Annotated in this window: 23 protein-coding genes; 18 read left to right on the top strand and 5 right to left on the bottom strand. The window is 64.1% G+C overall.

Annotation, left to right across the window (positions count from 1 at the left end):
* Positions 1 to 13 precede the first annotated feature (13 nt).
* From AC1C2O_RS06005 to AC1C2O_RS05975, 7 genes are all read left to right on the top strand, one after another.
* The gene (locus tag AC1C2O_RS06005) at positions 14 to 1,198 is read left to right on the top strand and encodes a glycine cleavage system aminomethyltransferase GcvT (RefSeq protein ID WP_495429525.1); all 1,185 of its coding nucleotides are present in this window, start codon (positions 14 to 16) and stop codon (positions 1,196 to 1,198) included.
* Positions 1,195 to 1,572 carry a glycine cleavage system protein GcvH gene (gcvH, locus tag AC1C2O_RS06000; RefSeq protein WP_495429524.1) on the top strand — a complete coding sequence of 126 codons (378 nt, stop codon included), beginning with the start codon at positions 1,195 to 1,197 and terminating at the stop codon, positions 1,570 to 1,572. Before AC1C2O_RS06005 ends, gcvH begins: the two co-directional genes overlap by 4 nt.
* A gap of 61 nt (positions 1,573 to 1,633) precedes the next feature.
* Positions 1,634 to 4,462, top strand: coding sequence for an aminomethyl-transferring glycine dehydrogenase (gcvP, locus tag AC1C2O_RS05995; RefSeq protein WP_495431686.1), 2,829 nt, complete (start codon positions 1,634 to 1,636; stop codon positions 4,460 to 4,462).
* Between the two features lie 205 nt (positions 4,463 to 4,667).
* A complete protein-coding gene (locus tag AC1C2O_RS05990) occupies positions 4,668 to 6,302 on the top strand; it encodes a peptide ABC transporter substrate-binding protein (RefSeq protein ID WP_495429523.1) in 1,635 nt (544 codons plus the stop codon).
* Positions 6,303 to 6,386: 84 nt separating this feature from the next.
* Complete coding sequence (locus tag AC1C2O_RS05985) at positions 6,387 to 7,316, top strand: ABC transporter permease (protein ID WP_495429522.1); 930 nt, start codon at positions 6,387 to 6,389, stop codon at positions 7,314 to 7,316.
* Entirely contained in the window at positions 7,306 to 8,259 is a 954-nt protein-coding gene (locus tag AC1C2O_RS05980; RefSeq protein ID WP_495429521.1) for an ABC transporter permease, read from the top strand. The genes AC1C2O_RS05985 and AC1C2O_RS05980 overlap by 11 nt, the downstream gene beginning before the upstream one ends.
* Positions 8,256 to 9,989, top strand: a complete 1,734-nt coding sequence (locus AC1C2O_RS05975; protein ID WP_495429520.1) for an ABC transporter ATP-binding protein — start codon at positions 8,256 to 8,258, stop codon at positions 9,987 to 9,989. The genes AC1C2O_RS05980 and AC1C2O_RS05975 overlap by 4 nt, the downstream gene beginning before the upstream one ends.
* Positions 9,990 to 10,080: 91 nt before the next feature.
* Here the strand turns inward: AC1C2O_RS05975 and AC1C2O_RS05970 are convergent, their stop codons facing one another.
* Positions 10,081 to 11,019: a type IV toxin-antitoxin system AbiEi family antitoxin gene (locus AC1C2O_RS05970; protein WP_495429519.1), complete on the bottom strand. Its 939-nt coding sequence runs from the start codon at positions 11,017 to 11,019 to the stop codon at positions 10,081 to 10,083.
* Positions 11,020 to 11,209: 190 nt separating this feature from the next.
* Positions 11,210 to 11,980, bottom strand: coding sequence for a CPBP family intramembrane glutamic endopeptidase (locus AC1C2O_RS05965; protein ID WP_495429518.1), 771 nt, complete (start codon positions 11,978 to 11,980; stop codon positions 11,210 to 11,212).
* 111 nt (positions 11,981 to 12,091) lie between these two features.
* Here AC1C2O_RS05965 and typA point away from each other — a divergent pair, with 111 nt between their 5' ends.
* From typA to AC1C2O_RS05950, 3 genes are all read left to right on the top strand, one after another.
* Positions 12,092 to 14,005, top strand: coding sequence for a translational GTPase TypA (gene typA, locus AC1C2O_RS05960; RefSeq protein WP_495429517.1), 1,914 nt, complete (start codon positions 12,092 to 12,094; stop codon positions 14,003 to 14,005).
* A gap of 157 nt (positions 14,006 to 14,162) precedes the next feature.
* Positions 14,163 to 15,170, top strand: coding sequence for a glutaminase A (glsA, locus tag AC1C2O_RS05955; RefSeq protein ID WP_495429516.1), 1,008 nt, complete (start codon positions 14,163 to 14,165; stop codon positions 15,168 to 15,170).
* 34 nt (positions 15,171 to 15,204) lie between these two features.
* Positions 15,205 to 16,854, top strand: coding sequence for an MFS transporter (locus AC1C2O_RS05950; RefSeq protein WP_495429515.1), 1,650 nt, complete (start codon positions 15,205 to 15,207; stop codon positions 16,852 to 16,854).
* Position 16,855: 1 nt separating this feature from the next.
* Here AC1C2O_RS05950 and AC1C2O_RS05945 read toward each other — a convergent pair whose 3' ends face one another.
* Positions 16,856 to 17,404 carry a helix-turn-helix domain-containing protein gene (locus AC1C2O_RS05945; protein ID WP_495429514.1) on the bottom strand — a complete coding sequence of 183 codons (549 nt, stop codon included), beginning with the start codon at positions 17,402 to 17,404 and terminating at the stop codon, positions 16,856 to 16,858.
* 107 nt (positions 17,405 to 17,511) lie between these two features.
* Here AC1C2O_RS05945 and AC1C2O_RS05940 point away from each other — a divergent pair, with 107 nt between their 5' ends.
* From AC1C2O_RS05940 to AC1C2O_RS05915, 6 genes are all read left to right on the top strand, one after another.
* On the top strand, positions 17,512 to 18,213 hold the full coding sequence (locus tag AC1C2O_RS05940) for an AzlC family ABC transporter permease (protein WP_495429513.1): 702 nt from the start codon (positions 17,512 to 17,514) through the stop codon (positions 18,211 to 18,213).
* Complete coding sequence (locus AC1C2O_RS05935) at positions 18,210 to 18,524, top strand: AzlD domain-containing protein (RefSeq protein WP_495429512.1); 315 nt, start codon at positions 18,210 to 18,212, stop codon at positions 18,522 to 18,524. The genes AC1C2O_RS05940 and AC1C2O_RS05935 overlap by 4 nt, the downstream gene beginning before the upstream one ends.
* 37 nt (positions 18,525 to 18,561) lie before the next feature.
* Positions 18,562 to 18,957: a histidinol dehydrogenase gene (locus tag AC1C2O_RS05930; protein WP_495429511.1), complete on the top strand. Its 396-nt coding sequence runs from the start codon at positions 18,562 to 18,564 to the stop codon at positions 18,955 to 18,957.
* A gap of 9 nt (positions 18,958 to 18,966) precedes the next feature.
* Positions 18,967 to 19,287 (top strand): ferredoxin, encoded by a 321-nt coding sequence (fdxA, locus tag AC1C2O_RS05925; RefSeq protein WP_495429510.1) that lies wholly within the window; start codon positions 18,967 to 18,969, stop codon positions 19,285 to 19,287.
* Between the two features lie 5 nt (positions 19,288 to 19,292).
* On the top strand, positions 19,293 to 20,405 hold the full coding sequence (gene dapC, locus AC1C2O_RS05920) for a succinyldiaminopimelate transaminase (RefSeq protein WP_495429509.1): 1,113 nt from the start codon (positions 19,293 to 19,295) through the stop codon (positions 20,403 to 20,405).
* Positions 20,406 to 20,573: 168 nt separating this feature from the next.
* On the top strand, positions 20,574 to 21,869 hold the full coding sequence (locus AC1C2O_RS05915; RefSeq protein WP_495429508.1) for a citrate synthase: 1,296 nt from the start codon (positions 20,574 to 20,576) through the stop codon (positions 21,867 to 21,869).
* A 97-nt stretch (positions 21,870 to 21,966) separates the two neighbouring features.
* Here the strand turns inward: AC1C2O_RS05915 and AC1C2O_RS05910 are convergent, their stop codons facing one another.
* Positions 21,967 to 23,364, bottom strand: a complete 1,398-nt coding sequence (locus AC1C2O_RS05910) for a DEAD/DEAH box helicase (RefSeq protein WP_495429507.1) — start codon at positions 23,362 to 23,364, stop codon at positions 21,967 to 21,969.
* Between the two features lie 243 nt (positions 23,365 to 23,607).
* Positions 23,608 to 24,561, bottom strand: coding sequence for a 2,3,4,5-tetrahydropyridine-2,6-dicarboxylate N-succinyltransferase (dapD, locus tag AC1C2O_RS05905; RefSeq protein WP_495429506.1), 954 nt, complete (start codon positions 24,559 to 24,561; stop codon positions 23,608 to 23,610).
* Positions 24,562 to 24,656: 95 nt separating this feature from the next.
* Here dapD and dapE point away from each other — a divergent pair, with 95 nt between their 5' ends.
* Together dapE and AC1C2O_RS05895 are read left to right on the top strand one after the other, a co-directional pair.
* Positions 24,657 to 25,730 carry a succinyl-diaminopimelate desuccinylase gene (gene dapE, locus AC1C2O_RS05900; protein WP_495429505.1) on the top strand — a complete coding sequence of 358 codons (1,074 nt, stop codon included), beginning with the start codon at positions 24,657 to 24,659 and terminating at the stop codon, positions 25,728 to 25,730.
* Positions 25,712 to 26,929 (top strand): putative hexosyltransferase, encoded by a 1,218-nt coding sequence (locus AC1C2O_RS05895; RefSeq protein WP_495429504.1) that lies wholly within the window; start codon positions 25,712 to 25,714, stop codon positions 26,927 to 26,929. The genes dapE and AC1C2O_RS05895 overlap by 19 nt, the downstream gene beginning before the upstream one ends.
* Positions 26,930 to 26,979: the final 50 nt, after the last annotated feature.

Raw genomic sequence — 26,979 nt, 5'->3', positions numbered from 1 at the left:
ACGGGAGAACTCTATGGCTGAGGCCCGCTTCACCCCGCTTCGCGAGCGACATGAGTCGCTCGGTGCATCCTTCACCGACTTCGGTGGCTGGCAGATGCCGGTGCGCTACACCTCCGACCTTGCCGAGCACCACGCGGTGCGGCAGGCGGCTGGTCTCTTCGATATCTCGCACATGGCCGAGTTTCTCGTCACCGGAGAGTACGCCGGGGAGTTCCTCGACTTCGCTCTCGCGGGCCGCATCTCCTCGATGTCGGTCGGCAAAGCGAAGTACTCACTGTTGCTGGCGGAGGACGGCGGGATCATCGATGATGTCATCGCTTACCGGCTCGCCGACGACCGCTATCTCGTGATCGCGAATGCCGGCAACCGCGGTTTCGTCGACTCGGCGTTCGCGTCGCGCGTCAGAGCCTTCCCTTCGCGTCTGGAGCGAGATCTTCCCGCGCGCTCTGCCGGTGAAGACCGCAGTTTCGCTGGTTTTCTCGGCGACAGGGGAGTGGATGTCGAGGATGTGTCCGACACGTACGCGCTGCTGGCCATCCAGGGCCCGGCCGCGGCCGCCATCGCCGCGGCAACGGAAGGTATCACCGAGCTCGGCACCGACTGGGCTGAGCAGAAGTACTACGCCTGGACGGATGCCTTCTTCCTCGGCCAGCCGCTACTCATCGCGCGCACCGGCTACACCGGTGAGGATGGCTTCGAGCTGCTCGTGCGCCGCGAAGATGCCGCTGCTCTCTGGGACGCAGTGATCGCCGCCGGCGAGCCGCACGGACTCGTTCCCGCCGGACTCGCTGCCCGCGACACGCTGCGCCTCGAAGCGGGAATGCCGCTCTACGGACACGAACTGTCACTGGAGACGAAGCCGGCCCAGGCCGGCCTCGGTCGTGTCGTGGCATCCGATAAGGAGTCATTCGTCGGCAAGTCGGGCGCCGCGCCCGACGACGGTGTACCAGTGCTTGTCGGCCTCGTCGCCGAGGGCAAGCGCGCCGGCCGGGCCGGATACGCCGTTGTTTCCGAAGACGGTACCGTCCTCGGCGAGATCACCAGTGGCGCCCTCAGCCCCACTCTCGGCCACCCGATCGCGATGGCGTATGTGGATCCCTCTTCCGCGGCGGAGGGAACCGCAGTTTTTCTTGATGTGCGCGGGACGAAGATCCCCGCGACCGTGACCCCCCTGCCTTTCTACCGGAGGAAGAAATGACTGATCTCAACGAGTTGAAGTACACCGAAGAGCACGAGTGGCTCGCCATCGCTGACGGTGTCGCCACCATCGGCATCACCGACTACGCCGCAGAGAAGCTCGGCGACGTCGTCTTCGTCGAGCTCCCAGCGGTCGGCACCGAGCTCTCTGCGGGCGCTGTCGTCGGTGAGATCGAGTCGACAAAATCGGTCGGCGAGCTGTACGCGCCGCTTGTCGGCACCGTCACAGCGATCAATGACGCCGTCGTCGATGACCCGTCGCTCGTGAACGCTGAACCGTTCGAAGCCGGCTGGCTCATCAAGATCTCGATCGCCGACGGTGCGGCTGACGCGCTGCTCGATCGTGATGCATACGTCGCGCTGACGGAGGGTTGATTTCGCAGTGACCACTTTCGCCGATCGTCACATCGGAACGACCGCCGAGACCCAGCGCACCATGCTGGAAGCTCTCGGCGTCGACACTTCCGATTCCTCCACCTCGCTGGAGACGCTGATGCGCAGTGCCGTGCCTGCGTCGATCTATACCTCGGCATCAGAGACGTCGGCGATCCCGCCGGCCGCCTCCGAGGCAGAAGCGCTCGCCGAGTTGCGTGGCTTCGCCTCTCGCAACCGTGTGAACCGTTCGATGATCGGTCTCGGCTACTACGGCACGCTTACCCCGAGCGTGATTCAGCGAAACGTCCTTGAGAACCCGTCCTGGTACACGGCTTACACGCCTTACCAGCCGGAGATCTCGCAGGGGCGCTTGGAAGCGCTGATCAACTTCCAGACGATGGTTGCTGATCTCACCGGGCTCTCCACTGCGAACGCGTCGATGCTTGATGAATCCACGGCCGTTGCCGAGGGGATGCTGCTGGCACGGCGTGCATCGAAGGCGAAGTCTGATGTGTTCGTGGTCGACGCAGATGCATTCCCGCAGACCAAGGCGCTGCTCGAGACCCGCGCCGCGGCGCTCGGCATCGAACTCGTCGAGCGTGACCTGTCCGGCGGTGAAGCCCTGCCGGAAGAGCTTTTCGGCGTGTTCGTGCAGTACCCGGCGGCATCCGGGCTCGTGTGGGATCCGTCTGCGGTGATCGATGCTGCGCACGTCGCAGGTGGCATTGCTGTGGTCGCCGCCGACTTGCTCGCGTTGACACTCATCACCTCTCCCGGAACCCTCGGCGCGGACGTCGCTGTCGGCACCACCCAGCGCTTCGGTGTGCCGATGAGCTTCGGCGGACCACACGCCGGCTACATGGCCGTACGCCAGGGATTGGAGCGTCAGCTTCCGGGTCGCCTCGTCGGCGTCTCGGTGGATGCCGAGGGCAAGCCGGCGTACCGCCTCTCACTGCAGACGCGTGAGCAGCACATTCGCCGAGAGAAGGCGACGAGCAACATCTGCACCGCGCAGGTGCTGCTGGCTGTCATGGCCGCGATGTACGCGGTCTATCACGGGCCGGATGGGCTGCGGGCTATCGCCTCAGAGGCGGCTTCGAAGGCGGTATTGCTGCGCGGCTGGCTCGTCGAGGCCGGTGCAGACATCGTCCACGAATCGTTCTTCGACACCCTGCAGGCGAGTGTTCCCGGTAGGGCGACCGAGCTCGTGGCGCGTGCGCACGAGGAGTTCGGCATTTTGCTGCGTCAGGTTGATGCAGACACCGTCGGCATCTCGGTCGACGAGACCACCGACTACACCGAACTGCACCGCACCGCGCTGCTGTTCGGCGGCAAAGAGCAGCGTGCGTTCGGCACTTTCGGTGCCGGATCTGCTGGCGCATTGCCAGAGGCTCTCCACCGCCAAGACGAATATCTCACGCACCCCGTCTTCCACACTCATCACAGCGAGACCGCCATGATGCGGTACCTCAAGAGTCTCGCTGACCGCGACTACGCGCTCGATCGCGGCATGATTCCGCTCGGCTCCTGCACCATGAAGCTCAACGCGGCAACCGAGATGGCGGCGATTACCTGGCCGGAATTTGCTGGCATCCATCCGTTTGCACCAGCATCCGATGTCGAGGGCTACCTCGAGATGATCGATCAGCTCGAGGGCTGGCTCGCTGAGGTCACCGGATATGACGCGGTGTCACTGCAGCCGAACGCCGGCTCGCAGGGCGAGCTCGCTGGCCTGCTCGCGATTCGAGGCTTCCACCTTACCAACGGCGACGAGCACCGCACGGTGTGCCTAATTCCGTCGTCCGCGCACGGCACGAACGCGGCATCCGCCGTGCTCGCAGGCATGAAGGTCGTCGTCGTCGCATGTGACGAGCTCGGCAACGTTGACCTCGACGACCTGCGCGCGAAGATTGCGGCTAACGCGGAGTCGATCGCGGCTCTGATGATCACCTACCCGTCCACTCACGGTGTGTACGAGCACGACGTGGTCGAGATCACCTCTGCCGTGCACGACGCGGGCGGCCAGGTATACGTCGACGGGGCGAACCTCAACGCGCTGCTGGGCTACGCACGATTCGGAGACCTCGGCGGCGATGTCTCGCACCTGAACCTGCACAAGACCTTTGCGATCCCGCACGGCGGCGGCGGACCAGGCATCGGCCCGGTCGCAGCCAAGGCGCACCTCGCGCCGCACCTGCCCTCGCATCCGCTCGCGCAGCGCGCGACCCACGCAGGCGGCTACGAGTTCGCCGGGGGGCCGGTCTCTGCTGCGCCGTATGGGTCGGCGGGGATTCTTCCGATCTCCTGGTCCTACGTGCGCATGATGGGCGCTGCGGGACTGCGTGATGCGACAGCTGCAGCCGTGCTGTCGGCGAACTACATCGCCGCGCGCCTGGGGGAGCACTATCCGGTGCTGTACACGGGTGAGAACGGTCGGGTCGCGCACGAGTGCATCCTGGACCTCCGTCCGCTCAAGGAAGCCACCGGCATCACGGTCGACGACGTCGCCAAGCGACTGATCGACTACGGCTTCCACGCCCCCACCATGTCATTCCCGGTGCCTGGCACGCTCATGGTCGAACCGACCGAGTCGGAGGACCTCGGCGAGATCGATCGGTTCATCGAAGCGATGATCATGATCAAGGCCGAAGCGGATGCCGTGGCAGCAGGCCGTTGGCCCGCGGAAGACAACCCGCTCGTGCACGCTCCGCACACCGCGGTGTCGCTGATCGCGGGGGAGTGGAACCACGCTTACACGCGTGAGGATGCCGCATATCCCGTGCACACGCTCGTCGCTGGGAAATACTGGCCGCCGGTGCGTCGCATCGATCAGGCATACGGTGATCGCAACCTGGTGTGTTCCTGCCCTCCGGTGGAGGCGTTTGCCTAACCCTCATCCCGAGACCGCAAAACCACGCCGAGACGCATCCCTATCCGGGTCGTCTCGGCGTGGTTTTGCAGTCTCGGGAATTTCTGTCCGATCGTTCAGTAACAGTTCATTAACGGAGGTATGCAGGCGCGATCTGCGGGGTTACGCTCAATGCACTGCGACTCGAAGACGAGTGCGCACTTCTACATGTCCACGGGAGGACAACGTGAAGAGAAACAAGATTGCGCTGATGGGCTTGGGCCTGCTGACCGCAGGCGTCATTGCCCTTTCCGGATGCTCGTCGAGTGACGGCGGAGGCGGTGGCAACGGAGGAGGCGACGCCGGTGGCGGTGCCGCATCCGGCGGAATCGTCACAGTCCAAAGCAATGAGCCGCAGAACCCGCTCATCCCTGCCGTGACCAACGAGGTCGGCGGCGGCCTCGTGCTGCAGAACATCTTCGCCGGGCTCGTCTATTACGAAGCCGACGGCGCGATGGCCATGGACGTCGCCGAATCGATCGAGTCCGACGACAATCAGCTCTGGACGATCAAGATCAAGGAGGGCACGAAATTCAGCGATGACACGCCTGTCACCGCCGAGTCGTACGTGAACGCCTGGCAGTACGCGGCATCTGATGCCGAGTTCGAGAACCAGTGGTGGTTTGCGAACTTCGAAGGCTACAGCGCCGAAGGCGGTCAAGACACTCTCAGCCTCGAGGCCGTCGACGATACGACCTTCACGGTACAGCTCGCTGCTCCCCAGGCAGATTTCCCGATCTCGCTCGGTTACACGGTGTTCTCGCCGCTGCCGGAGTCGTTCTTCGACGACCCGGAGGCGTTCGGTGCGGCTCCGATCGGCAACGGCCCGTACACGCTCGACAACTGGGAGCACGACACGGTCATCTCGCTCGTCCCGAGCGAGGGCTACGACGGTCCTCGCGCCGCGCAGAATGGCGGAGTGGACCTCGTCACCTACGGCACAGGAGAGGCCGCATACGCCGACCTGCTCTCCGACAACCTCGATGTGATCAACCCCGGTGTTCCGCCGTCGGCGCTGGCCACATACAAGGAAGACCTCGGCGACCGCGCGGTCGACCAGCCCGCTGCGGTCTGGGATGGCCTGACGATTCCGGCCCGCCTCGATCACTTCGCTGCCGACGAAGAAGGACTCCTGCGCCGTCAGGCGATCTCCTACGCCATCGACCGCGAGGAGATCACCGATGTGATCTTCGAAGGCACCAGGACACCCGCCGTCGACTACACCTCCCCGGTGATCGAGGGATGGAATGACTCGCTCGCCGGTTCCGAGGTCACGCACGCGGATGCTGCGAAGGCCAAGGATCTTTGGGCGCAGGCCGATGCCATCTCGCCATGGAGCGGCACCTTCACGATCGCGTACAACGCCGATGGTGGCCACCAGCCTTGGGTCGATGCCGCGACGAACCAGCTGAAGAACACACTCGGCATCGACGCGGCCGGTCAGTCCTTTCCTGACCTCGCGACGCTGCGTGAAGAGATCAAGAACCGCACGTTGAACGCAGCGACCCGTTCGGGATGGCAGTTCGACTACCCGGGTGCATACAACATCCTGGGTGCGCTGTTCATCACAGGTGCAGGCTCAAATGACGGCGACTACTCGAACCCGAAGTACGACGAACTCGTGCAGCAGGGCGCCACGGCGCCTTCGGTCGAAGAGGGTCAGGCGTTGTTCGATCAGGCGCAGGAGGTGCTGTTCGCAGACCTCCCGGTGCTGCCGCTCTGGTACCGCTCGACGAACGCCGGCTACTCCACGGTGGTTGAGAACGTGGAGTACGGCTGGGACAGTTGGCCGATCGTATACCAGATCACGAAGGCCGAGTAGTTCTCAGGCACTGTCCTGAACGTCCGGTGCGGAGCGATGACGATTCGTCGCTCCGCTCCGCACCGGACGGGTCGGGTGCTCGCTATGACTGGATATATTCTTCGACGCCTGCTTCAGGCGATACCCGTCTTCCTCGGATCGACCTTCCTGATCTTCTCGATGGTCTTCCTGCTTCCCGGTGACCCGATCCTCGCGCTGTTCGGCGACAAAACGCCGACGGATGCGCAGTATGCGGCGCTCATGGCCGAGTACAACCTCGACCAGCCGTTCTTCACGCGCTACCTGATCTACCTCGGTGATCTCTTCCGGGGCGACCTGGGCACCACATTCCGTGGGCAGGAAGTAAACGACATCCTGCTGCGAACCTTTCCGGTGACGCTGCGTCTCGCACTCCTCGCGATCGTGCTGCAACTTGTGTTCGGTGTCGCGGTCGGCCTCGTCGCCGGCCTGCGCAAGAACAGCGTCTTCGATCATGCGTCGATGCTCATCAGCCTGCTGCTCATCTCTCTGCCGGTGTTCGTGCTCGCCTTCATCGCGCAGTTCTTTCTCGGCATCCAACTCGGCATATTCCGGCCGACAGTGAGCAGAGGCGTGCCCTGGGAAGATCTCATACTCCCGGCGATAGTGCTCGCCGCATTGAATTTCGCCTATGTGGTGCGGCTGACGCGGGCTTCGGTCATCGAGACCCGCCAGCAGGACTTCGTACGCATGGCCTTCGGCAAGGGTCTCCCCATGAGACGCGTGATTCCTGTGCACGTGCTTCGCAACTCATTGATCCCTGTCACGACGAACCTCGCTGCCGATTTCGGCATCCTGATCGTCGGCGCCACGGTCACCGAGGGCATCTTCAACGTTCCAGGAGTCGGTAACGAACTCTTCGGCGCGATCCAAAGACACGATGCCCCGGAAATCGTGTCGATCGTCACCGTTCTGGTCGTCATCTACGTCCTGGTCAACCTGGTGATCGACCTTCTGTACGGTGTGCTTGACCCGAGGATTCGCTATGTCAAATGAGATCCCTGTGCGCCGCATGGCGCACTACGTCGCCGAAGCCGACGAGGCAGGACTCGGTGCGGTCGACGCCGTACGGGTGAGCGAGCGCAAGAGCAACCTCTGGCTTGATGCCTGGCGTGATCTGCGTGGTCGCTGGATGTTTTGGGTCTCCGCGGTGTTCGTCGTCCTGCTCATCGTGGTGGCGCTCTTTCCTGGACTTTTCGTGCAGGTCTCACCCCGTGCCTGCGATCTTGAGAACTCGAACGCCGACCCTCGCGCCGGGCACCCGCTCGGTTTCGATTTCCAGGGCTGCGACGTCTACTCGCGAGTCATCCACGGGGCGAGTACCTCGCTCGCCGTCGGAGTGATCGTCACGATCATCATCGCCGTGATGGGCATCGTCATCGGTGCGTTTGCCGGATTCTTCGGTGGATGGATCGACGCGCTGCTCATGCGCATCGGCGACATGTTCTTCGCGATCCCGTACGTCCTTGCCGCAGTGGTTATCATGTCGATGTTCCTGGCCAACCGGAACATCCTGGTGATCTCACTCGCCATCGGCTTCTTCGGCTGGCCATCACTCGCGCGCATTCTGCGCTCGGAGATCCTCAGGGTGAGATCGAGCGACTTCGTGATGGCATCCGAAGCGCTCGGTGTATCTCGGATCCGCACGATGTTCACACACGTGCTGCCCAACTCGATCGCTCCGGTGATCGTGGTGAGCACAATTGGTCTCGCCGCAGCGATCACGGCGGAGGCAACACTGTCCTTCCTTGGCGTGGGGCTGCCGGATTCCGTCGTCTCTTGGGGCAGCGACATATCGAAGGCCCAGATCCGTCTGCGTACCGATCCGATGCCCTTGATCTACCCGTCGATCGCGCTGTCGTTGACCGTGCTGTCGTTCATCATGTTGGGAGAGACCGTGCGCGATGCGCTCGACCCGAAGGCGAGGGCGCTGAGATGACCTCGTTCAACGACCCGAACGCTCCGCTTCTCTCGGTGCAGGATCTCGAGGTCGCGTTTCGCACGCAGGATGGCGTCGTCCCGGCCGTGCGCGGTGTGAGCTTCGACATCTACCCTGGCGAGACGATGGCGATCGTCGGTGAGTCCGGTTCCGGAAAATCGACGACCGCGCACGCGATCATCAATCTGCTGCCAGGCAGCGGAAAGGTCACCGGCGGATCGGTGACTTTCCAGGGGAGGGACCTGACGAAGCTGAGCCGGTCTCAGATCGAGGATGTGCGCGGGAAACTCATCGGCCTCGTGCCGCAGGACCCCATGAACAGCCTCAACCCCGTGCATCGCATCGGGTTCCAGGTGGAGGAGACGATTCTCGCGAACGGTCTGGCAGATTCACGGCGTGCCGCTCGCAAGCGTGCCGTCGAGGTTCTCAAAGAGGCGGGGCTCGCCGACGCCGACACTCGAATGCGACAGTTCCCGCACGAGTTCTCCGGCGGGATGCGGCAGCGTGTGCTGATCGGCATCGGACTGTCTTCGCATCCGGATCTGCTCATCGCCGATGAGCCGACCAGCGCGCTCGACGTCACGGTGCAGAAGAAGATCCTCGATCACCTCGAACAACTCGCCTCCGAGCGCGACACTGCGATGCTGTTCATCACGCACGACCTCGGTCTTGCTGCAGAGCGGGCCGAGAACCTATTGGTGATGCACCGGGGCAGGATCGTGGAGTCTGGGCCGGCGCTGGAGATACTGCAGAATCCGCAGCATCCCTATACGAAGCGCCTCGTGGCGGCGGCGCCCAGCCTCGCCTCGAAGCGGATCCAGGTGGCGGTGGGTCACGACGAGGCGATCGTCCCACTGACGACGACGACGACGGTGCCCGACCTGGCGACCATTCAGAGATCGTCTGGGCAGCCTGTGGAGCACGCGGCTGCACCAGTCATCGAGTTCCGCAATGTGACAAAGGTATTCAAGATTCGTGGCACGGGATTCAGCTCAACGCGGTTCACTGCCGTGGACGACATCTCGTTCCAGGTCCCGAAGGGATCGACGATGGCGATCGTCGGCGAGTCCGGATCGGGCAAGTCGACGGCGGCGAAGCTGCTGCTGCGGCTGGAACACAAGACCGCCGGATCGATCTTCGTCAACGGCAGAGACACCGACACTCTCAATCGTTCGGAACTGCAGGCGATGCGTCGGCAGATGCAGCCGGTGTTCCAAGACCCGTACGGATCTCTTGACCCGTTGCACAACATCGGGAACACGGTGGCTGAGCCACTGCGCGTGCACGGAGTGGGCGATGCTGCTTCGCGTCGGGCGCGCGTGCGCGAAGTCCTCGATCAGGTTGCGCTTCCGTCCAGCGTCATGGAGCGGTACCCGAATGAGCTCTCCGGCGGTCAACGCCAGCGTGTCGCTGTGGCTAGGGCGCTCGCGCTCAAGCCCGAGATCGTGGTGCTCGACGAGGCGGTGTCGGCGCTGGACGTGCTGGTGCAGGCGCAGGTGCTCGCCCTGCTCGCGGATCTGCAGGCCGAGCTGAACCTCACGTACCTCTTCATCACCCACGACCTTGCGGTGGTGCGTGTCATCGCCGACCACGTCTGCGTCATGGAGCAGGGCCGGATCGTGGAGCAGGGCACCGTCGACGACATCTTCGCGAATCCGCAGCAGGAGTACACCGATCGCTTGCTGCGCGCGATTCCCGGGGCAGCGATCACGCTCGGCACCGCGTCCTAACCTCTCCTCGAAGCTACATAACCACGCCGAGAAGCATTCGAATTTGCGTCGTTTCGGCGTGGTTTTGTAGTCTCGCGAGGCGAGCGCGCGGCTAGCGCCCGAACAAAGTGAACGTCGCCAGTTTCATCGTGTCGCGTGGGCGCACGGGGCGCAGTCCGGCAGCGCGAAGAGCCTGGTCGAGCGGCTCGATCTCGTTCAACTCGTCCCAGCCCCAGCGCGCCATGCCGGAGGTGTTGCGGCGCAAGCGATTTTCTCGTCGCTTCTCGGCGACGATTGCCTCGGCAGGATCGCCCAGTTCGGCTGAGTACTTCACATCTCCATCCGCTTCGCCGATTATGTCTTCCTTCTTCCAATAGAAGTCGCAGCGATCGCTCTCTCCCTCAAAGAAGAACTGCTGCTGCAGGATTGGCACTTCGTACCCCAGCCACTCGATCACCGCGAGGCTCGCAGATTCAAGCACGCTCTCCGGAATTCCGCTCGCCCGACTCAGCGCCCACCGTGCTTGGCGGCGTCCCCGCCCAGATGCGAGGCTTTCATTCAGCGCGATGAGTGCCTCTCGGCTTGTCGCCGGGTCGGCGCGGAGCAATACGTCCGCGTACGCCAGCGCCTCCGCGGGTGGGCGAGATCGTGCGATATCGACGGCCGTGGCTGCGGGGGACGTGAGCCGGATGCCATCGACGGTGATGATCTCGCGCTGGTCGACGGAGATGTGGGTTCGGATGCCTCGGTACTCGCGTGACGATCCACCACTCGTGAGTACGTGGACCGGGCGGCTTGGATAGGCGATCAACGCACTCAGCAAAGTTCCGGCAGACTCACTGCAGACGATGCGCCGAGGATCCACGGCAATCGCCGCATGGACACGAACCAGGTTCTTCTCCCATGGCGGAAGCGCATTCCACGCCTCGGTCTTGACATACACGCCACGAAAGAGTCGCCTCAGCGTTCCGTCCCGCCATCCGCGTTCGGTGTGACCGGAGTTCTCGTCGCGCGACAGGATCAGGGGCAGCGGGCTCGGTAGTGTCTGCATTCGACCATGGTGCTCGCCCCAAAGGCAGAAGCAGCGCTACTCACAGTTGCTTACCGAGATCGTTCGGTGTGCAGAACCAGTGGTACCCCGCATCGCTCGCGAAACTACAAAACCACGCCGAGACGCACCTGAATCCTTGTCGTCTCGGCGTGGTCTTGCAGGTTCGCGAGGAAGGAAGGAAGGAAGGGAGCTAGGGGAGCAGTGGCGCGACGAGGGGGTAGCCGACGAACACCGTCGCGTCGATCAGGAAGTGCGCCACCAGGAATGGCAAGAGCCTGCCGGTGCGAGCGAACAGCCAGCCGAATAGCAGCCCCATCGCGAGATTGCCGATGAACGCACCTGGACCCTGGTACAGGTGATAGCTCGCGCGCAGCACGCTTGTGGCGATGATGATCGGCCAGATACCCCAGCCGAGTTGCTTGAGTCGCGCGAACAGGTACCCGAGTACGACGAACTCCTCCATGATCGACGCGCGGGCGGCCGAAAGCAGCAAGATCGGCACAGTCCACCAGTGGGCGTCGAGACCGCCGGGGTTCACGGCGACGAAGAGTCCCAGCATCCGCCCCACGACGTAGAACGCAAGACCGGGGATGCCGATGGCCAGGACCAGCAGAACGCCGCGGCCCGTGTCGCGGCCGACACGCGTGCCGTCCAGACCGAGCCGCCCGAGATGCGGGCGCGAGGCTTGCCAGAGCAGGAAACACACCAGCAGTACCGGCACGATCGAGAAGCTGATCGACAGAATCTGGTAGATCAGATCGAAGATCTCGCGGTCGCTGCGCGAGGGATTCAGCGTCGTGGTCTGATCGGCGAGCGGCGTCGAATCGGTGAGGCGATACGCGAGCTGCACGATCGAATAAACCGCTGATTCGCCGAGCCCCAGCGCCAGCACGATGGCGATCTCCCACCAGATGCGCGCACGCGATGGAGGCGGGGCGAGATCGAGTTTCGACGTGTGCACAGCACGATGTTACGGGAGCGGTCTATCTCTGTTCAGAGAGTGGTCAGCCAGTATGCGATATCCTGTCATGTCGGCATCCCGGCGAATCCCACACTTTTTAGGAACATTTGCATGGCGCACGCCCTTCGCTCTGACCTCCGCAATGTCGCTATCGTCGCGCACGTCGACCATGGCAAGACCACCCTCGTCGACGCGATGCTTCGTCAGACGGGCTCCTTCGGCGAGCACGCCCACGTCGACGAACGCGCCATGGACTCGAACGATCTCGAGCGCGAAAAAGGCATCACGATCCTCGCCAAGAACACGGCGATCACCTACACGGGTAAGCACGCAGGCGGCAAGGAGATCACGATCAACGTGATCGACACCCCCGGCCACGCTGACTTCGGTGGCGAGGTCGAGCGCGGCCTGTCCATGGTTGACGGTGTCGTCCTGCTCGTTGACGCGAGCGAGGGCCCGCTGCCGCAGACTCGTTTCGTGCTGCGCAAGGCGCTGGAGGCCAAGCTTCCGGTCATCCTGCTGGTCAACAAGACCGATCGCCCCGACGCTCGCATCGCCGAGGTCGAAGAAGAAGCCCACGACCTGCTGCTCGGCCTCGCATCCGACATGGTCGATGACGTGCCGGATCTCGATGTCGACGCGCTGCTCGACGTGCCGGTGGTCTACGCCTCCGGTCGTGCAGGCGCTGCCTCGCTCAACCGCCCCGGCAACGGCGAGCTGCCAGACAACGACGACCTCGAGCCGCTCTTCGGCGCAATCCTCGAGCACATTCCTGCTCCGGCGTACGACGACGAAGCTCCGCTGCAGGCGTGGGTCACCAACCTCGACTCCAGCCCGTTCCTCGGCCGTCTCGCACTGCTGCGTGTCTTCAACGGCACGCTGAAGAAGGGCCAGACCGTCGCATGGGTGCGCGCAGACGGCACTCACCAGAACGCTCGGATCACCGAACTGCTGAAGACCCGCGCTCTGGAGCGCTACCCGGCTGACTCTGCCGGCCCCGGCGACATCGTCGCCATTGCCGGTTTCGAGGACATCACCATCGGTGAGACCATCGCCGACCCGGAGGATGTCCGTCCGCTGCCGCAGATCCACGTCGACGACCCCGCCATCTCGATGACCATCGGCACGAACACGTCGCCGCTGATGGGCAAGGTCAGGGGCCACAAGCTCACTGCCCGCATGGTGAAGGATCGCCTCGATCGCGAGCTCATCGGTAACGTCTCGCTCAAGATCGTCGACATCGGGCGTCCGGATGCCTGGGAGGTTCAGGGCCGCGGCGAGCTGGCACTCGCCATCCTCGTCGAGAACATGCGTCGCGAGGGCTTCGAGCTCACCGTCGGCAAGCCGCAGGTTGTCACGAAGCAGGTCAACGGCAAGACGCACGAGCCGTTCGAGCACCTGACAATCGACGCCCCCGAGGAGTACCTCGGTGCGATCACACAGCTGCTCGCGACCCGCAAGGGCCGAATGGACAACATGGTCAACCACGGCACCGGCTGGGTGCGCATGGAGTTCATCGTTCCGTCCCGCGGCCTGATCGGGTTCCGCACCGAGTTCCTGACTACAACGCGCGGCACGGGTATCGCCAACGCGATCTCGCACGGCTATGACGCATGGGCAGGCCACATCAGCACGCGTCAGAACGGCTCGATCGTCGCCGACCGCATGGGTGTCGTCACCCCGTTCGCGATGATTGCTCTCCAGGAGCGGATGTCCTTCTTCGTTCAGCCGACGCAGGAGGTCTACGAGGGCATGGTCATCGGCGAGAACTCGCGCGCCGACGACATGGACGTGAACATCACCAAGGAGAAGAAGCTCACGAACATGCGTGCCGCGAGCTCCGACACCTTCGAGTCGATGACTCCTCCGCGCCAGCTCACCCTTGAGGAGAGCCTCGAGTTTGCCCGCGACGACGAATGTGTCGAGGTCACACCCGAGGTCGTACGCATCCGCAAGGTCAACCTCGACGCGTCGACTCGCGCTCGCGAGACCTCGCGTCTGAAGCGTCAGGATGCCAACGCGTAAGCGTCGCGCACGGCGCATCGCGCACAAGAAGGCTTCCGCACTCCTGAGTCATCAGGATGGTGTGGAAGCCTTCTTGCGTTGTGACGGACGCCGTCCTCGACAGGGTCTAGGTTTGACGTGACCAGTTGGTCATCCCTGAACGTCTGAGGAGCGTGGCGTGATTCCCACCGCCCATAACGACCTGCGGCAAGAGGTGTCCACGGGAACGCTGCCTGGATGGGGCCGCGTCGAGGAGCTTGTCCAAGAAGTACACCGGCGTTTTGCGGATGAAACCTCGGGGACGGTTGCTGACTACATCCCGATCCTCGGCGAGGTCGACCCCGAGCTTTTCGGGGTCTCGGTCATTGAAGTCGGCGGCGGACAGCATGACGCGGGAGATGCCGGCCACCCGTTCTCGATCCAGTCGATATCGAAGATGTTCGTGTACGCCTTGGCCATACAGGAACACGGGCACGAAAAGGTTCGCGACATCGTCGGAGTGAACAACACCGGACTCGCCTTCAATTCGGTCATGGCGCTGGAACTCAATGACGGCCACCCGATGAACCCCATGGTCAACGCCGGGGCGATCGCGACGACCGCTCTCATCCCTGGCGCCACTGGCGCAGAGCAGTGGGAGCGCATCCGCGACGGGCTCTCCGCCTTCGCCGGACGACCGTTGAGTCTCGACGACGAGGTGTACCGTTCCGAGGCTGAGACCAACGAGCGCAATAAGGCTCTTGGGCGGCTACTGAAGAGCTACGGACGCCTCGAAGGGGATCCTGACGAGGTCGTCGACATCTATACCCGTCAGTGTGCCCTCAACGTCACCGCACACGACCTCGCCGTGATGGGTGCGACAATGGCTGACGGTGGCGTAAATCCGATCACGGGCGTGCGTGTCGTCTCTGAGGACGTATGCCGCGACACGCTTGCTGTCGTCGCATCTACTGGCCTCTACGAGCGATCGGGCGAGTGGCTGTTCGAGATCGGCCTGCCGGCGAAGTCCGGCGTTGCCGGCGGGATCGTCGCTATCGCGCCAGGCAAGGGCGCTGCTGGATCTTTCTCTCCACGCCTCGACAGCGCCGGTAACTCGGTGCGCTCCCAGCTCGCCATCGGGTACCTTTCCCGCGCGCTGGGCTTGAATCTCTTCGCCTCGGTTCCTGCCGTGGCGGAGCGCCCGTAATCTCCGTCATCCCCCCATCTTCAGGAGCCGAATTATGAGCCAGAGCCAGAGCACCGGGCAGACGAAAAAGAATCCCTCAGAGCAGAAGAGATCCTGGCTGCCGATGGTCAGCCTGTTCTTCGCGCAGGTACTGATGTCGTTCAATGTGGCTGCGCTGCCGATCTCGCTCGGTGGCATGGTCGAGGAATTCGGTGTTCCGCCGACGGTCGCGAGCTCCACGATCGTCGTCTACGGCGTCGCCGTGGCCGCGCTGGTGATGACGGGTGCGAAGCTCGGCCAGCGCATCGGCTGGGTGCTGATCTTCCGCATCGTGATCGTCCTGTTCGCGGGGTCGTCGCTGCTGATGATCTTCGCACCGACCATTGCCTGGGCGATCACGGGTCAGGCCGCTGCGGGAGCTGCCGCGGCGATCATCGTTCCGGCTCTGGTGGCGCTGATCGCGGAGAACTATCGCGGTTCACAGCAGGCGACGGCGATCGGCGCTCTCGGCTCGGCGCGCGCAATCTCCGGGGTGAGCGCGTTCCTCATCGGCGGAACGCTGGGAACGTTGGTCGGCTGGCGTCCGATCTTCATCATCGTGTTTGCGATCGCGGTGGTCGTCTTCGCGCTGAGCTTCACTCTCCGCGGTGACCGAGGTGACGCCTCCATCAAAATCGACCTCGTGGCTTCGCTCCTCATCGGTGCGGGTGTCGTTCTGCTCACGCTCGGCTTCAACAACCTCAATGCCTGGGGCGCGCTGGGAGCGACGGAGGCCGCGCCATTCAGCGTCCTCGGACTCTCCCCAGCACCGGTGTTCATCGTGATCGGTATCGTGCTCGGTCAGGCCTTCTTCATGTGGACGCGCCGACGGATGGCATCCGGCAAGGTGCCGCTTATCGATCTCAGCGTCTTGAAGTCCTCCAAGGACCGAGCAGCCGTGTACGCGATGTTCATCGTCGTCGCTCTTGAGGCCTGCGTGAACTTCTCCATCCCGCTGTACATCCAGATCGTGCAGGGCCGCACGCCCTTCGACACATCGATGGCAATGCTCCCGTTCAACCTCACGGTCTTCGTCACCGCGACCCTCGTCGTGCGCTTCTACAAGAAGTACCCGCCACGCACGATCGGAGTGTTCGGGTTCTGCCTGACGACGATCGCGCTCATCTGGCTGTCGATCGTCGTCAACAACAACTGGGAGACGTTCCCGACGATCCTGGGACTCATCGTGTTCGGCATCGGGCAGGGCGCACTGGTGACCCTGGTGTTCAACGTGCTCGTCACGTCGGCTCCTGCAGAGCTTGCCGGAGATGTCGGCTCGCTGCGCGGCACAACTCAGAACCTGGCCTCGGCAGTGGGAACCGCCGTTGCCGGAGCCCTGCTCGTATCGCTGCTCGGAATCGGTGTCGGACGCGCCGTCCTCGAGCATCCTGAAGTGCCGCCGACGCTCGTCGCGCAGGTCAACATGGACGACATCAACTTCGTCAGCAACGACGATCTGCGCACGGCGCTGGAAGGGACGGATGCCACGCCCGAGCAGGTTGAGGCTGCCGTGACGATCAATGAGGAGGCCAGGCTCGGTACGCTTCGGCTCGGCCTGCTCATCCTCGCCGGTATCAGTGCGCTGGCCATCCTGCCTGCCTCGCGTCTGCCTCGCTACAAGCCAGACGAGATTCCTGATCCGTCTCCGGCCGCTGCGTCCGACTGAGTCAGCGTAGTTCGGAGATCAGCACGGCGCTTGTCCCGGGGACCGTAGCCTCGAAGACATGGGGTGTGTCCCCGGGATACGACATGTAGTCACCGGGATTCAGCAGCACAGGTTCGCCGACGGGGCCGATCTGCGCCTGCCCTGAGATCAGGATGACGTGCTCGGTCGTGCCGACATGGTGCGGCTCTGAGCGTCGCGGCTCACCAGGTTCGGCGCGGATGAGATAGAGGTCTCGACGCGCCCCTGGTGGGCTCGCAGAGAGCAATGATGCGTTGTAGGCCGCCGCGGCAGAGGGGACGCCGGCGAGATCATCGGCGCGGATCAGCGTCGGCGCGTTCGCCTGCTGGTCGACGAGCACAGCGAAGGGAACACCGAGGGCCACGCCGAGCGCCCAGAGGGTCTCGACGCTCGGATTTCCCGCACCGCCTTCGAGCTGAGACACGGTGGCCTTTGAGACGCCAGCTTGACGCGCGAGTTCTGATACTGACAATCCGACTGCTTCACGCTCGCGCCGAAGAGTGCGGGCTATGCGCGTTCCGAGATCCTCCATGCGTTCATCATGTCAAACGATCGTTCACTTGACTATCCGATGTCGGCTGTTCAGAATGATACGCATGTGTTCATCGAATCGAACGGCCGGCGTCGGAGGCATCCGAAGTGTCTGAACGGCGCGAGGTCTGGCGCGAGGGGATCGGCGTCGTCGTGGCCACGAGCGCCTACGGCATCTCGTTCGGCGCACTCGCCGTCGCATCCGGTCTCGACGTCTGGCAGACCTGCGTGCTGAGCCTGCTGATGTTCACCGGGGGATCGCAGTTCGCCTTCATCGGAGTGTTCAGTGCTGGGGGCCTGGCCGCGCTGCCTTCGGCGGTCGCCTCGGCCGCACTGTTGGGTGTGCGAAACATGGCCTACGGCATGCGGATGTCGCCGATCATCGGCAGTGGCTTCTGGCGGCGGACCGCCGCCGCTCAGATCACGATCGATGAGTCGACCGCGGTGGCGATATCGCAGAGCTCACCACCGCTGCGCCGACTCGGATTCTGGATCACCGGAATCGGCGTGTTCGTCGGCTGGAACATCACAACGCTCGTCGGCGCGTTGATCGGTGATGTGCTGGGGGATCCAAAGACATGGGGGCTGGATGCGGCGGCGGCCGCCGCCTTCCTCGCCCTGCTCTGGCCGCGGCTCAAACAGCGACAGGCGGTCGCAGTGGGAATCGCGGCCGCCGTCGTGGCAGCCGCGCTGACGCCCTTCATCATGCCGGGGTTGCCGGTACTCGTCGCGGCCATCGTGGCGATCGCTGTGGGCTGGTTCAACTGGTTCGCCGCGCCTCAGATCGAGAAGGCGGGGGGCGTCGCATGAGTGTATGGAGCGCAGTGCTGCTCGCTGCATGCATTTGCGTGGCGCTCAAGGCTTTCGGCTATCTGATCCCTTCCCACCTGTTGGAAGCGCCGCGTCCGGCGCGCATCTCAGACCTGCTGACCGTTGCGCTGCTCGCTGCCCTGGTTGCGGTCCAGACACTTGGCGCTGGGCAGGCTGTGGTGGTGGATGCCCGGATCCCGGCCGTACTGGTGGCGGCAGGCCTGCTGCAGCTTCGCCAATCGTTCCTCGTGGTGGTCGTGGCGGCAGCGGCGACGGCCGCGCTGCTGCGCCTGGTCGGCTGGGCTGTGTGAACCTGCCAGCCATAGCCGGGCGGCGTAAGATCGCAGGGTGCCAAATTGGATCTCCCGTGCTCTGTCCTGGATCGCCGCCGCCCTCGTCGGCGCCGTCTACGGCACGGCAGGAACCATCGCGCACAGCCTCGTGTGGGGCATCATCCCGGTCGGACTGATCGTCGGCGGCATCGCGTGCGGTGCGCTCCTCATCGCCGTGCGCGCATTGACGCGTGATCGAGGTGCGGCATTGGCTACGGCGATCGGGATGCTGGTAATGCTGATGGTCATCTCTGGCACCGGCCCCGGAGGCTCGGTGATCGTGCCCAACACTCCAGTCGGGCAGATCTGGATCTATCTCGTCGCGGGTATCGCCCTGTTGGTGGTCGCGTGGCCGAATCTGAAGCGGCTACCTGCACGCGCGGAGGCGCCGGCCGCCGGTAACGAGTCGTAGACTGGGGGAGTGACGTATGTGATCGCTCTCCCGTGCGTCGATGTCAAGGATCGCGCCTGCATCGACGAGTGTCCCGTTGACTGCATCTATGAGGGTGAACGGATGCTCTACATTCACCCGGACGAGTGCGTGGATTGTGGAGCATGCGAGCCAGTCTGCCCTGTTGAGGCGATCTACTACGAAGACGATACGCCCGAGGAATGGGCGGACTACTACAAGGCGAATGTGGAGTTCTTCAACGAGATCGGATCGCCTGGCGGCGCGGCAAAGGTCGGCGTCATCAAGTACGACCACCCGATCGTTGCGGTTCTTCCCCCGCAGGGCGCGTAAGCACAGTGGGAGTCCGCGACCTCGCTGACTATCCCTGGGATGCCGTCGTTCCGTATCGGGAGCGCGCAGCATCACATCCGCAGGGGCTGGTTGATCTGTCAATCGGATCTCCTGTCGATCCCACGCCCGAGATCATCCGCAAGGCTCTTGCTGATGCGACCGATGCGCATGCCTATCCGCAGAACATCGGCACGCCGGCGCTGCGAGAGGCCATCGTCGACTGGTACGCGCGTCGCCGCGGAGTTCCAGGACTAAGCGCCTGCAACGTGCTGCCCACGGTCGGCTCGAAAGAGCTCGTGGCGCTGCTTCCGACCCTGCTGGGCCTCGGCGAAGGCGACATCGTGGTGTTCCCCCGGGTCGCTTATCCGACCTATGAGGTCGGCGCGCGCGTTGCTGGAGCGACGCCAATCGCTGAGGACGACCCGGCTGCGTGGCCGGAGGGCACCAAACTCATCTGGATCAACAGTCCTGGCAACCCAGACGGACGCACCTGGACCGTCGACGAGCTGAGCGCAGCCGTGCGTCGTGCCCGCGAACTTGGCGCCGTTCTGGCCAGCGATGAGTGTTACGCCGAACTCGGCTGGGACGGCCCCTGGGCGAGCGAGCCGATTCCGTCGGTGCTCGATCCGCGTGTGACCGGCGGATCGCGTGCAGGGCTGCTCAGTGTCTACTCGCTCAGCAAGCAGTCGAACCTGGCGGGCTACCGCGCCGCGTTCGTGGCAGGGTGCTCACGCGTGATCGCGGACATTCTTACCGCACGCAAGCACCTGGGCCTCATGATGCCCGCTCCCGTGCAACAGGCGATGGTCACAGCCCTGGGTGACGACGAGCACGTCGCAGCCCAGAAGGAGCTTTATCGCGCTCGTCGTGAGCTCCTGCGCCCGGCGCTGGAAGATGCTGGATTCCGGATCGACGGTTCGGAGGCTGGTCTGTACCTGTGGTCGACCGAGGGTAAGGACGCGTGGGAATCGATGGGGCGGCTCGCCGATCTCGGCATCCTCGCTGGGCCCGGGCCGTTCTATGGAGCGGATGCCGGTCAGCATGTGCGACTGTCGTTGACGGCTCCGCTGGAGCGCGTTGCAGAGGCAGCTCGACGTCTGCAAGGCCGCTCGCTGTAGGTTCTCACGAGGTATCGTCGTGATCTCTTGGCGGTTGTCACAGTAGGCCAATCTGGCGACTAGGCTGTAGAGGCGATTCGGTCGAGACCCGACCAGGCGCTCAGCGCCGTGCATCGCCCTCGACGAATAAGACCAATCAGGTCGCGTGATACTTACAAGGAGGTCCGCGTGAGTGCAGCGGGAGATCAGCAGGCGAAGGCCACCCTCACCATTGGTGGAACCACGGCGCAATTCCCAGTACTGCGTGGATCCGCAGGTGCTGACAGTATCGATTTCTCGACGCTGACGAAGCAGACCGGTTACACGGGGCTTGACTACGGCTTCGTCAACACGGCATCCACCAAGTCGGATATCACCTTCATCGACGGCGACCAGGGCATCCTGCGATACCGCGGCTATCCGATCGATCAGATCGCCGGGAACAGCTCTTACCTCGAGGTCGCCTGGCTGCTCATCTACGGAGAGTTGCCCACCGCTGACGAACTGGCGAACTTCGATGAGCGCATCCGTCGCCACACGCTTCTGCACGAAGACCTCAAGCACTTTTTCTCGGCCCTGCCGCACACCGCACACCCGATGTCGGTGTTGTCCTCGGCCGTTGCAGCACTCTCGACCTACTACGAGGGCCAGACTGACCCGAACAATCCGGAGCACGTCGAGCTCAACATGGTGCGGATGCTCGCGAAGCTTCCTGTAATCGCGGCATATGCGCACAAGAAGAGTGTCGGACAGGCATTCCTCTACCCCGATAACTCGCTGAGCTTCGTCGACAACTTCCTCAAGCTCAACTTCGGTGTGAACTCAGAGCCGTACGAGATCAACCCGGTCATGTCCAAGGCGCTGGAACTGCTGTTGATCCTGCACGAAGACCACGAGCAGAACGCATCGACCTCCACGGTTCGCCTGGTGGGTTCCACCGGCGCAAACCAGTTCGCGTCCATCTCGGCCGGCATTCACGCGCTCTCGGGCCCACTGCATGGCGGTGCCAACGAAGCTGTTCTCACCATGCTCGGTGACATCCGTGATTCCGGTCAGGGCGTGCGGCGCTTCGTTGAGCGCGTCAAGAACAAAGAAGAGGGCGTCAAGCTCATGGGCTTCGGCCACCGGGTCTACAAGAACTACGACCCGCGCGCCAAGCTCGTCAAGGATGCTGCTGACGAGGTTCTTCGGGAGCTCGGCGTCACTGACCCGTTGCTCGACCTTGCCAAGGAGCTCGAGGAGATCGCCCTCGCGGACGATTACTTCAGGGAGCGTCGCCTCTACCCGAACGTCGACTTCTACACGGGTGTGATCTACAAGGCGATGGGCTTCCCGACGCGCATGTTCACGGTGCTGTTCGCCATCGGGCGCCTGCCCGGTTGGCTTGCGCAGTGGCGCGAGCTGAACCTCGACCCGCAGACCAAGATCGGTCGCCCGCAGCAGCTATACACCGGAGCAGCGGAACGCCAGTTCCCGATCCGCTGAGAGAAACGCGGGTGGGCCCAGTAGGGCCGCATGCGCACGCATGATGCGAAAAAGGCGACATCCTCCCGATGGGAAGATGTCGCCTTTTCAGTGAGGCTCAGCGCCCGGCGTAGCCTCCACGGCCGCCCTGGCCACCACGGCCTTGTGCGCTGCCGCTACCCTGGCGCTGTCCGCCGCCCTGACCCTGGCTGCTGCCCTGGCCCTGCGGGCGACGACGGCGCGATGCGGGAGCGCCGGACGGTGCGTTTCCGGACGGACGCTGCTGCCCCTGACGCGGCTTCTTCGTCTGCTGCTGCTGTACCTGCACGGGAGCAGGACGCACGTGCGGAGCGTGCTCGCCGACAAGCTCATCGACGATGTCGGCGTTAGCGGTTTCGAGCTCTGCAGCGATCTGCGCCTTGCGGAGCAGGTCCTTCACATCGCGACGCTGCTCGGGCAGCACGATGGTCACCACGGTGCCGGACGCGCCAGCACGAGCGGTGCGACCGGAGCGGTGCAGGTACGCTTTGTGTTCCATCGGAGGATCGACGTGGACAACCAGGTCGATATCGTCGACGTGCACGCCACGGGCCGCGACATCGGTCGCGACGAGGACACGGACGCCGCCGTCGGCGGGGTCAGCGGAGAATGCGCTGAGGTTGCGCTCACGGGCGTTCTGCGACAGGTTGCCATGCAGATCGACGGCAGGAATACCGCCAGCAGTGAGCTGCTTCGCAAGCTTCTTCGCCTGGTGCTTGGTGCGAGTGAAGAGAAGACGACGGCCCATGCCCGAGGCAAGCTCACGCACAAGAACGGTCTTGTGTTCAGTGGAAGTCGTCACCAACACGCGGTGGATCATCTCACCGGTCGGCACGCTGGACTCGTCGACCTCGTGGCTGACGGGGTTCGAGAGGAAGCGGCGTGCGAGCGAGTCGATCCCGCGGTCCAGCGTCGCGCTGAAGAGCAGGCGCTGACCGCCGGCAGGTGTCGCGGTGAGGATGCGCGTGACGCCGGGGAGGAAGCCGAGGTCGGCCATGTGGTCGGCCTCGTCGAGAACGGCGACCTCGACAGAATCGAGTGAAACGACCTTCTGCTTCATGAGGTCTTCGAGGCGACCTGGGCAGGCCACGACGATATCGACGCCGCTGCGCAGCGCCTGCTCCTGCGGTCGCTGGCTGACGCCACCGAAAACGGTAGTGACGCGCATGCCGACAGCCTCCGCGAGCGGTGCGATGACGGCGGCGATCTGCGTGGCGAGTTCGCGGGTCGGTGCGAGCACGAGACCACGCGGGTGGCCGGCGCGGCTCTTGCGCCCCGATGCGATCAGGCTCGCCACCAGGGGAATCGAGAAGGCGATGGTCTTGCCGCTGCCGGTGCGGCCGCGACCGAGAAGGTCACGTCCGGCGAGCGAATCGGGAAGCGTGTCGCGCTGGATGGCGAACGCCTCGGTCTTGCCCTCAGCAGCAAGGACGGCGGCCAGGGGTGCGGGCACGCCGAGGTCAAGGAAAGTAGGCATAGAGAAAACTCCGTGAGCGCACGTCAGTGCGCGAGACTAGGTGAATGGGCGACCGCGCACAGGAAGTGCGCAGAGGTTCGCCGTTCGAAACGCCAACTGGTGGAGGAGCTGTTCAGCTCGCTTCGGTCTGTGAAGACCCCGTGACGACGACGTAGTTATCAGACATCAGTCTGGACAACTGTTCAACAGTAGCAGGATGTGCATGCCTGAAGCTGTATATGCCCCGCATGCGCGCGTCGCGCCTCAGGCGTGGAGCGCCTCATTCAGTGTGACGCCGACACCCGCACGCTGCTTGGCCTCGATGGCGCCGGTGACGGAGTTGCGCCAGAACAGCAGTCCGTTGTGTCCGGAGAGTTCGGATGCCTTCACGACGCGCTTGCCACCGTTCGCGGTGTTTGGCCCGTCGATCAGGACGACCTTCGAGCCTGCGGTGATGTAAACACCTGCCTCGAGGATGCAATCATTGCCGAGCGCAATGCCGAGGCCGGAGTTCGCGCCGAGTAGCGTGCGCTCACCGATCGAAACACGCACGGTGCCGCCACCGGAGAGAGTGCCCATGATCGATGCGCCGCCGCCGATGTCGCTGTTCGCACCGACCACGACGCCCTGCGAGATTCGCCCCTCGACCATGACGGCGCCAAGCGTGCCAGCATTGAAGTTCACGAAGCCCTCGTGCATCACTGTGGTGCCGGGGGAGAGGTGGGCGCCGAGGCGCACGCGGGATGCGTCTGCGATGCGCACGCCTTCCGGCTGCACGTAGTCGGTCAGGCGTGGGAACTTGTCGAGCCCCTGCACCTGGATGCCGTGACGCTGCAGCAGCGGACGCAGACGTGCGGCATCTGCGGGGAGCATCGGACCCGCATTGGTCCATGCGACGTTCGGTAGATGGCCGAAGATGCCGTCGAGGTTCAGCTCGTTGGGGCGCACGATGAGGTGCGAGAGTGCGTGCAAGCGCAGGTAGGCGTCGGCGGTGGACGCGGGAGCCGCATCTAGATCGATCTGCAGCTGAATCCGCTCGGTGTGCACGTTTCGGCGCTCGTCCGTGTCGGCCAGCGCTTCCCACGTGAGGGCGGCGGCCGCAGCATCCGCAGTGTTCAGCTCTCCCGTGGAGACCTCGGGGAACCAGGCATCAAGAACGGTGCCGTCGGCGGCGATAGTGGTCAGACCGATACCCCATACAGTGCGCGCGTTGCTCATACCTCAACGGTAGCGCCCTTCGTCCCGCTAAAGAATCGGTGCGGGGCCCGGAGAGCGGAGAGCGGGTGAAGGGCTGTGCGCCGTAGGCTGGACGCATGCTGCTCGATCTCACCGCATCATCCGTTGAACTCACCCGCGCGATCTGTGACATTCCGAGCGTCTCCGGCGATGAGGCGAGCCTTGCCGATGCGATCGAGGCTGCGATCACGCCGCTGTCGCACCTTGAGGTCATCCGGCACGGCAACACGATCGTCGCACGCACCAACCTCGGCCGCGCGCAGCGCGTGGTGATCGCCGGTCACATCGACACCGTGCCGATCAACGACAACGTGCCCACGCGCAACATTGACTTCGATGGCGAGCCGCACCTCTGGGGTCGTGGCACGGTCGACATGAAGGGCGGTGTGGCCGTGCAGCTCAAGCTCGCCGCCGAGCTCACCGATACCGTGGTCGACATCACCTGGATGTGGTACGACAACGAAGAGGTCGCAGCATCCCTGAACGGACTGAATCTGCTCTCCGCCGACCGGCCAGATCTGTTCGTCGCAGACTTCGCCATCCTGGGTGAGCCGTCTAACGGACAGGTCGAAGGTGGCTGCAACGGCACACTTCGCGCGATCGTGCGCACGCACGGCGTCAGGGCCCACAGTGCGCGTGCCTGGATCGGCGAGAACGCCATCCACTCTGCGGCGCCGATCCTCGCCCGCCTCGCGCAGTACCGTGCCAAGGAGGTACAGGTCGAGGGCCTCGCCTACCGGGAGAGCCTCAGCGCCGTGCGCATCAGCGGCGGCGTCGCAGGCAACGTCATCCCTGACCTCTGCGAGGTCGAGGTCAACTACCGATTCGCTCCCAGTAAGACCGCAGCGGATGCCGAGGCTCACGTGCGCGGTGTACTCGAGGGCTTCGAAGTCGAGATCACGGACTCCGCAGAAGGCGCCCGCCCCGGTCTGGATGCTCCAATCGCACAGCAGTTCGTCGCTGCCGTGGGCGCCGAACCGCGGCCTAAGTATGGCTGGACCGACGTAGCGCGGTTCTCCGCTCTCGGCATACCGGCAGTCAACTATGGCCCAGGAGACCCGCACCTCGCCCACCATGACGAGGAGCGGGTACCGCTCGCTCAGATCGACGCCGTAGAGCGGGGTCTGCGGGCGTGGCTCACCGCGCGCTGATCGGCGCTGTGCGCCGCTGGGCGCGCATACCGGTCGTCGGTCGCATCGCAGTGATCTATGCCCTCGGACGCCTGATCACCACCGGATTTCTGCAACTCGCCGCGCACCTCTCCGGCCCCGGCACGCGCTTCGGCGCTGATGCGAATATCGGCAGCTTCGTGCTGGGCTGGGATGCGCAGTGGTACTGGCTGGTGGCGTGGGGTGGCTACCCATCGGTTTTGCCGCTCGCTGAGTCAGGACAGGTCGCAGAGAATGCCTGGGCATTCATGCCGGTGTACGCATACGCGGCTCAGCTGCTCGGCATCCCGTTCGGATCCTGGGGTGCCGGCGCACTTCTGATCTCTCTGGTTGCAGGTTTTTTCGCGTGCCTGATGCTGTACCGGCTGCTGCATCAACGCATCGGCAACAGTGCCGCGTTGTGGGCCGTCGCTTTCTTCGCCTGGGGGCCACTGGCCGCACTCTTCCAGATCGGTTACGCAGAAGTGCTGTTCGTACTGCTCCTGCTGATCGCGCTCGATCTTGTGGCACGACGCCGCTTCGCATGGGTGTACCCGGTGATTGTCGCCATGGCATTCACCCGCCCCGGCATCCTGGCCTTCGCGCTGTATCTGGGGCTCTACGGCATCCTGCGCTGGGTGCGTCGTCGCATAGATCCGCTGCCCACGCGCGACGTGCTGCACATTGTCGCTCTCGGCGCTTTGGCCACGGTGACCGGCTTCGCCTGGCAGGTCATCGCCGGCCTCGTGACGGGCGACCCAGGTGCGTACTTGGCGACTGAGCTGTCCTGGCGGCGCAACTGGGGCATCGGGGCGGAGACATTCGTGCCGTTCGACGGATGGGTGCAGGCCGCGCAATTCTGGTTCACGCAGTGGGGGATGCCGGGATGGCTGGGGCTCGTGGCGCTCGTGCTGCTGGTCTTCGGAGTTGCTGCTGTGCTGCTGTGTGCCCCGCAGGTTCGCCTGATCGGTGCAGATCTGCGCCTGTGGAGTGCGAGCTATCTGCTGTACCTGCTGGCCGTGTTCTTCCCGCAGTCGAGCGTATTCCGGTTGCTCCTTCCGCTCACGCCGCTGTGGGGAGCCGTCGCGGTGCCGCGGTCACGCCCATACCGAGTGGGGGTGCTGCTGCTGTGCCTGATCGGCCAGTGGCTCTGGATTTATCACGTGTATGCGCTCGGGAACACCTTCTGGCAGGTGCCCTGAAAGACGTTCATGACGTATTCTTCCGGCGTGCGTGCCGGGGGCGGAAGCAT

This window comes from Microbacterium sp. Y355 (assembly GCF_059445345.1).
The sequence above is the reverse complement of the archived record's forward strand: the minus strand, read 5'-3'. Positions and strand labels throughout refer to the sequence as shown.

Excerpts from the sequence above, each read along its gene's own strand:
- AC1C2O_RS05935 (WP_495429512.1), top strand. The coding sequence starts at position 18,210 with ATGAGTGTATGGAGCGCAGTGCTGCTCGCTGCATGCATTTGCGTGGCG.
- typA (WP_495429517.1), top strand. The coding sequence starts at position 12,092 with ATGGCGCACGCCCTTCGCTCTGACCTCCGCAATGTCGCTATCGTCGCG.
- dapD (WP_495429506.1), bottom strand. The coding sequence starts at position 24,561 with ATGAGCAACGCGCGCACTGTATGGGGTATCGGTCTGACCACTATCGCC.
- gcvH (WP_495429524.1), top strand. The coding sequence starts at position 1,195 with ATGACTGATCTCAACGAGTTGAAGTACACCGAAGAGCACGAGTGGCTC.
- AC1C2O_RS05950 (WP_495429515.1), top strand. The coding sequence starts at position 15,205 with ATGAGCCAGAGCCAGAGCACCGGGCAGACGAAAAAGAATCCCTCAGAG.
- AC1C2O_RS05970 (WP_495429519.1), bottom strand. The coding sequence starts at position 11,019 with ATGCAGACACTACCGAGCCCGCTGCCCCTGATCCTGTCGCGCGACGAG.
- gcvP (WP_495431686.1), top strand. The coding sequence starts at position 1,634 with ATGCTGGAAGCTCTCGGCGTCGACACTTCCGATTCCTCCACCTCGCTG.
- AC1C2O_RS05985 (WP_495429522.1), top strand. The coding sequence starts at position 6,387 with ATGACTGGATATATTCTTCGACGCCTGCTTCAGGCGATACCCGTCTTC.
- AC1C2O_RS05980 (WP_495429521.1), top strand. The coding sequence starts at position 7,306 with ATGTCAAATGAGATCCCTGTGCGCCGCATGGCGCACTACGTCGCCGAA.
- AC1C2O_RS05910 (WP_495429507.1), bottom strand. The coding sequence starts at position 23,364 with ATGCCTACTTTCCTTGACCTCGGCGTGCCCGCACCCCTGGCCGCCGTC.
- AC1C2O_RS05975 (WP_495429520.1), top strand. The coding sequence starts at position 8,256 with ATGACCTCGTTCAACGACCCGAACGCTCCGCTTCTCTCGGTGCAGGAT.
- AC1C2O_RS06005 (WP_495429525.1), top strand. The coding sequence starts at position 14 with ATGGCTGAGGCCCGCTTCACCCCGCTTCGCGAGCGACATGAGTCGCTC.
- AC1C2O_RS05945 (WP_495429514.1), bottom strand. The coding sequence starts at position 17,404 with ATGGAGGATCTCGGAACGCGCATAGCCCGCACTCTTCGGCGCGAGCGT.
- dapE (WP_495429505.1), top strand. The coding sequence starts at position 24,657 with ATGCTGCTCGATCTCACCGCATCATCCGTTGAACTCACCCGCGCGATC.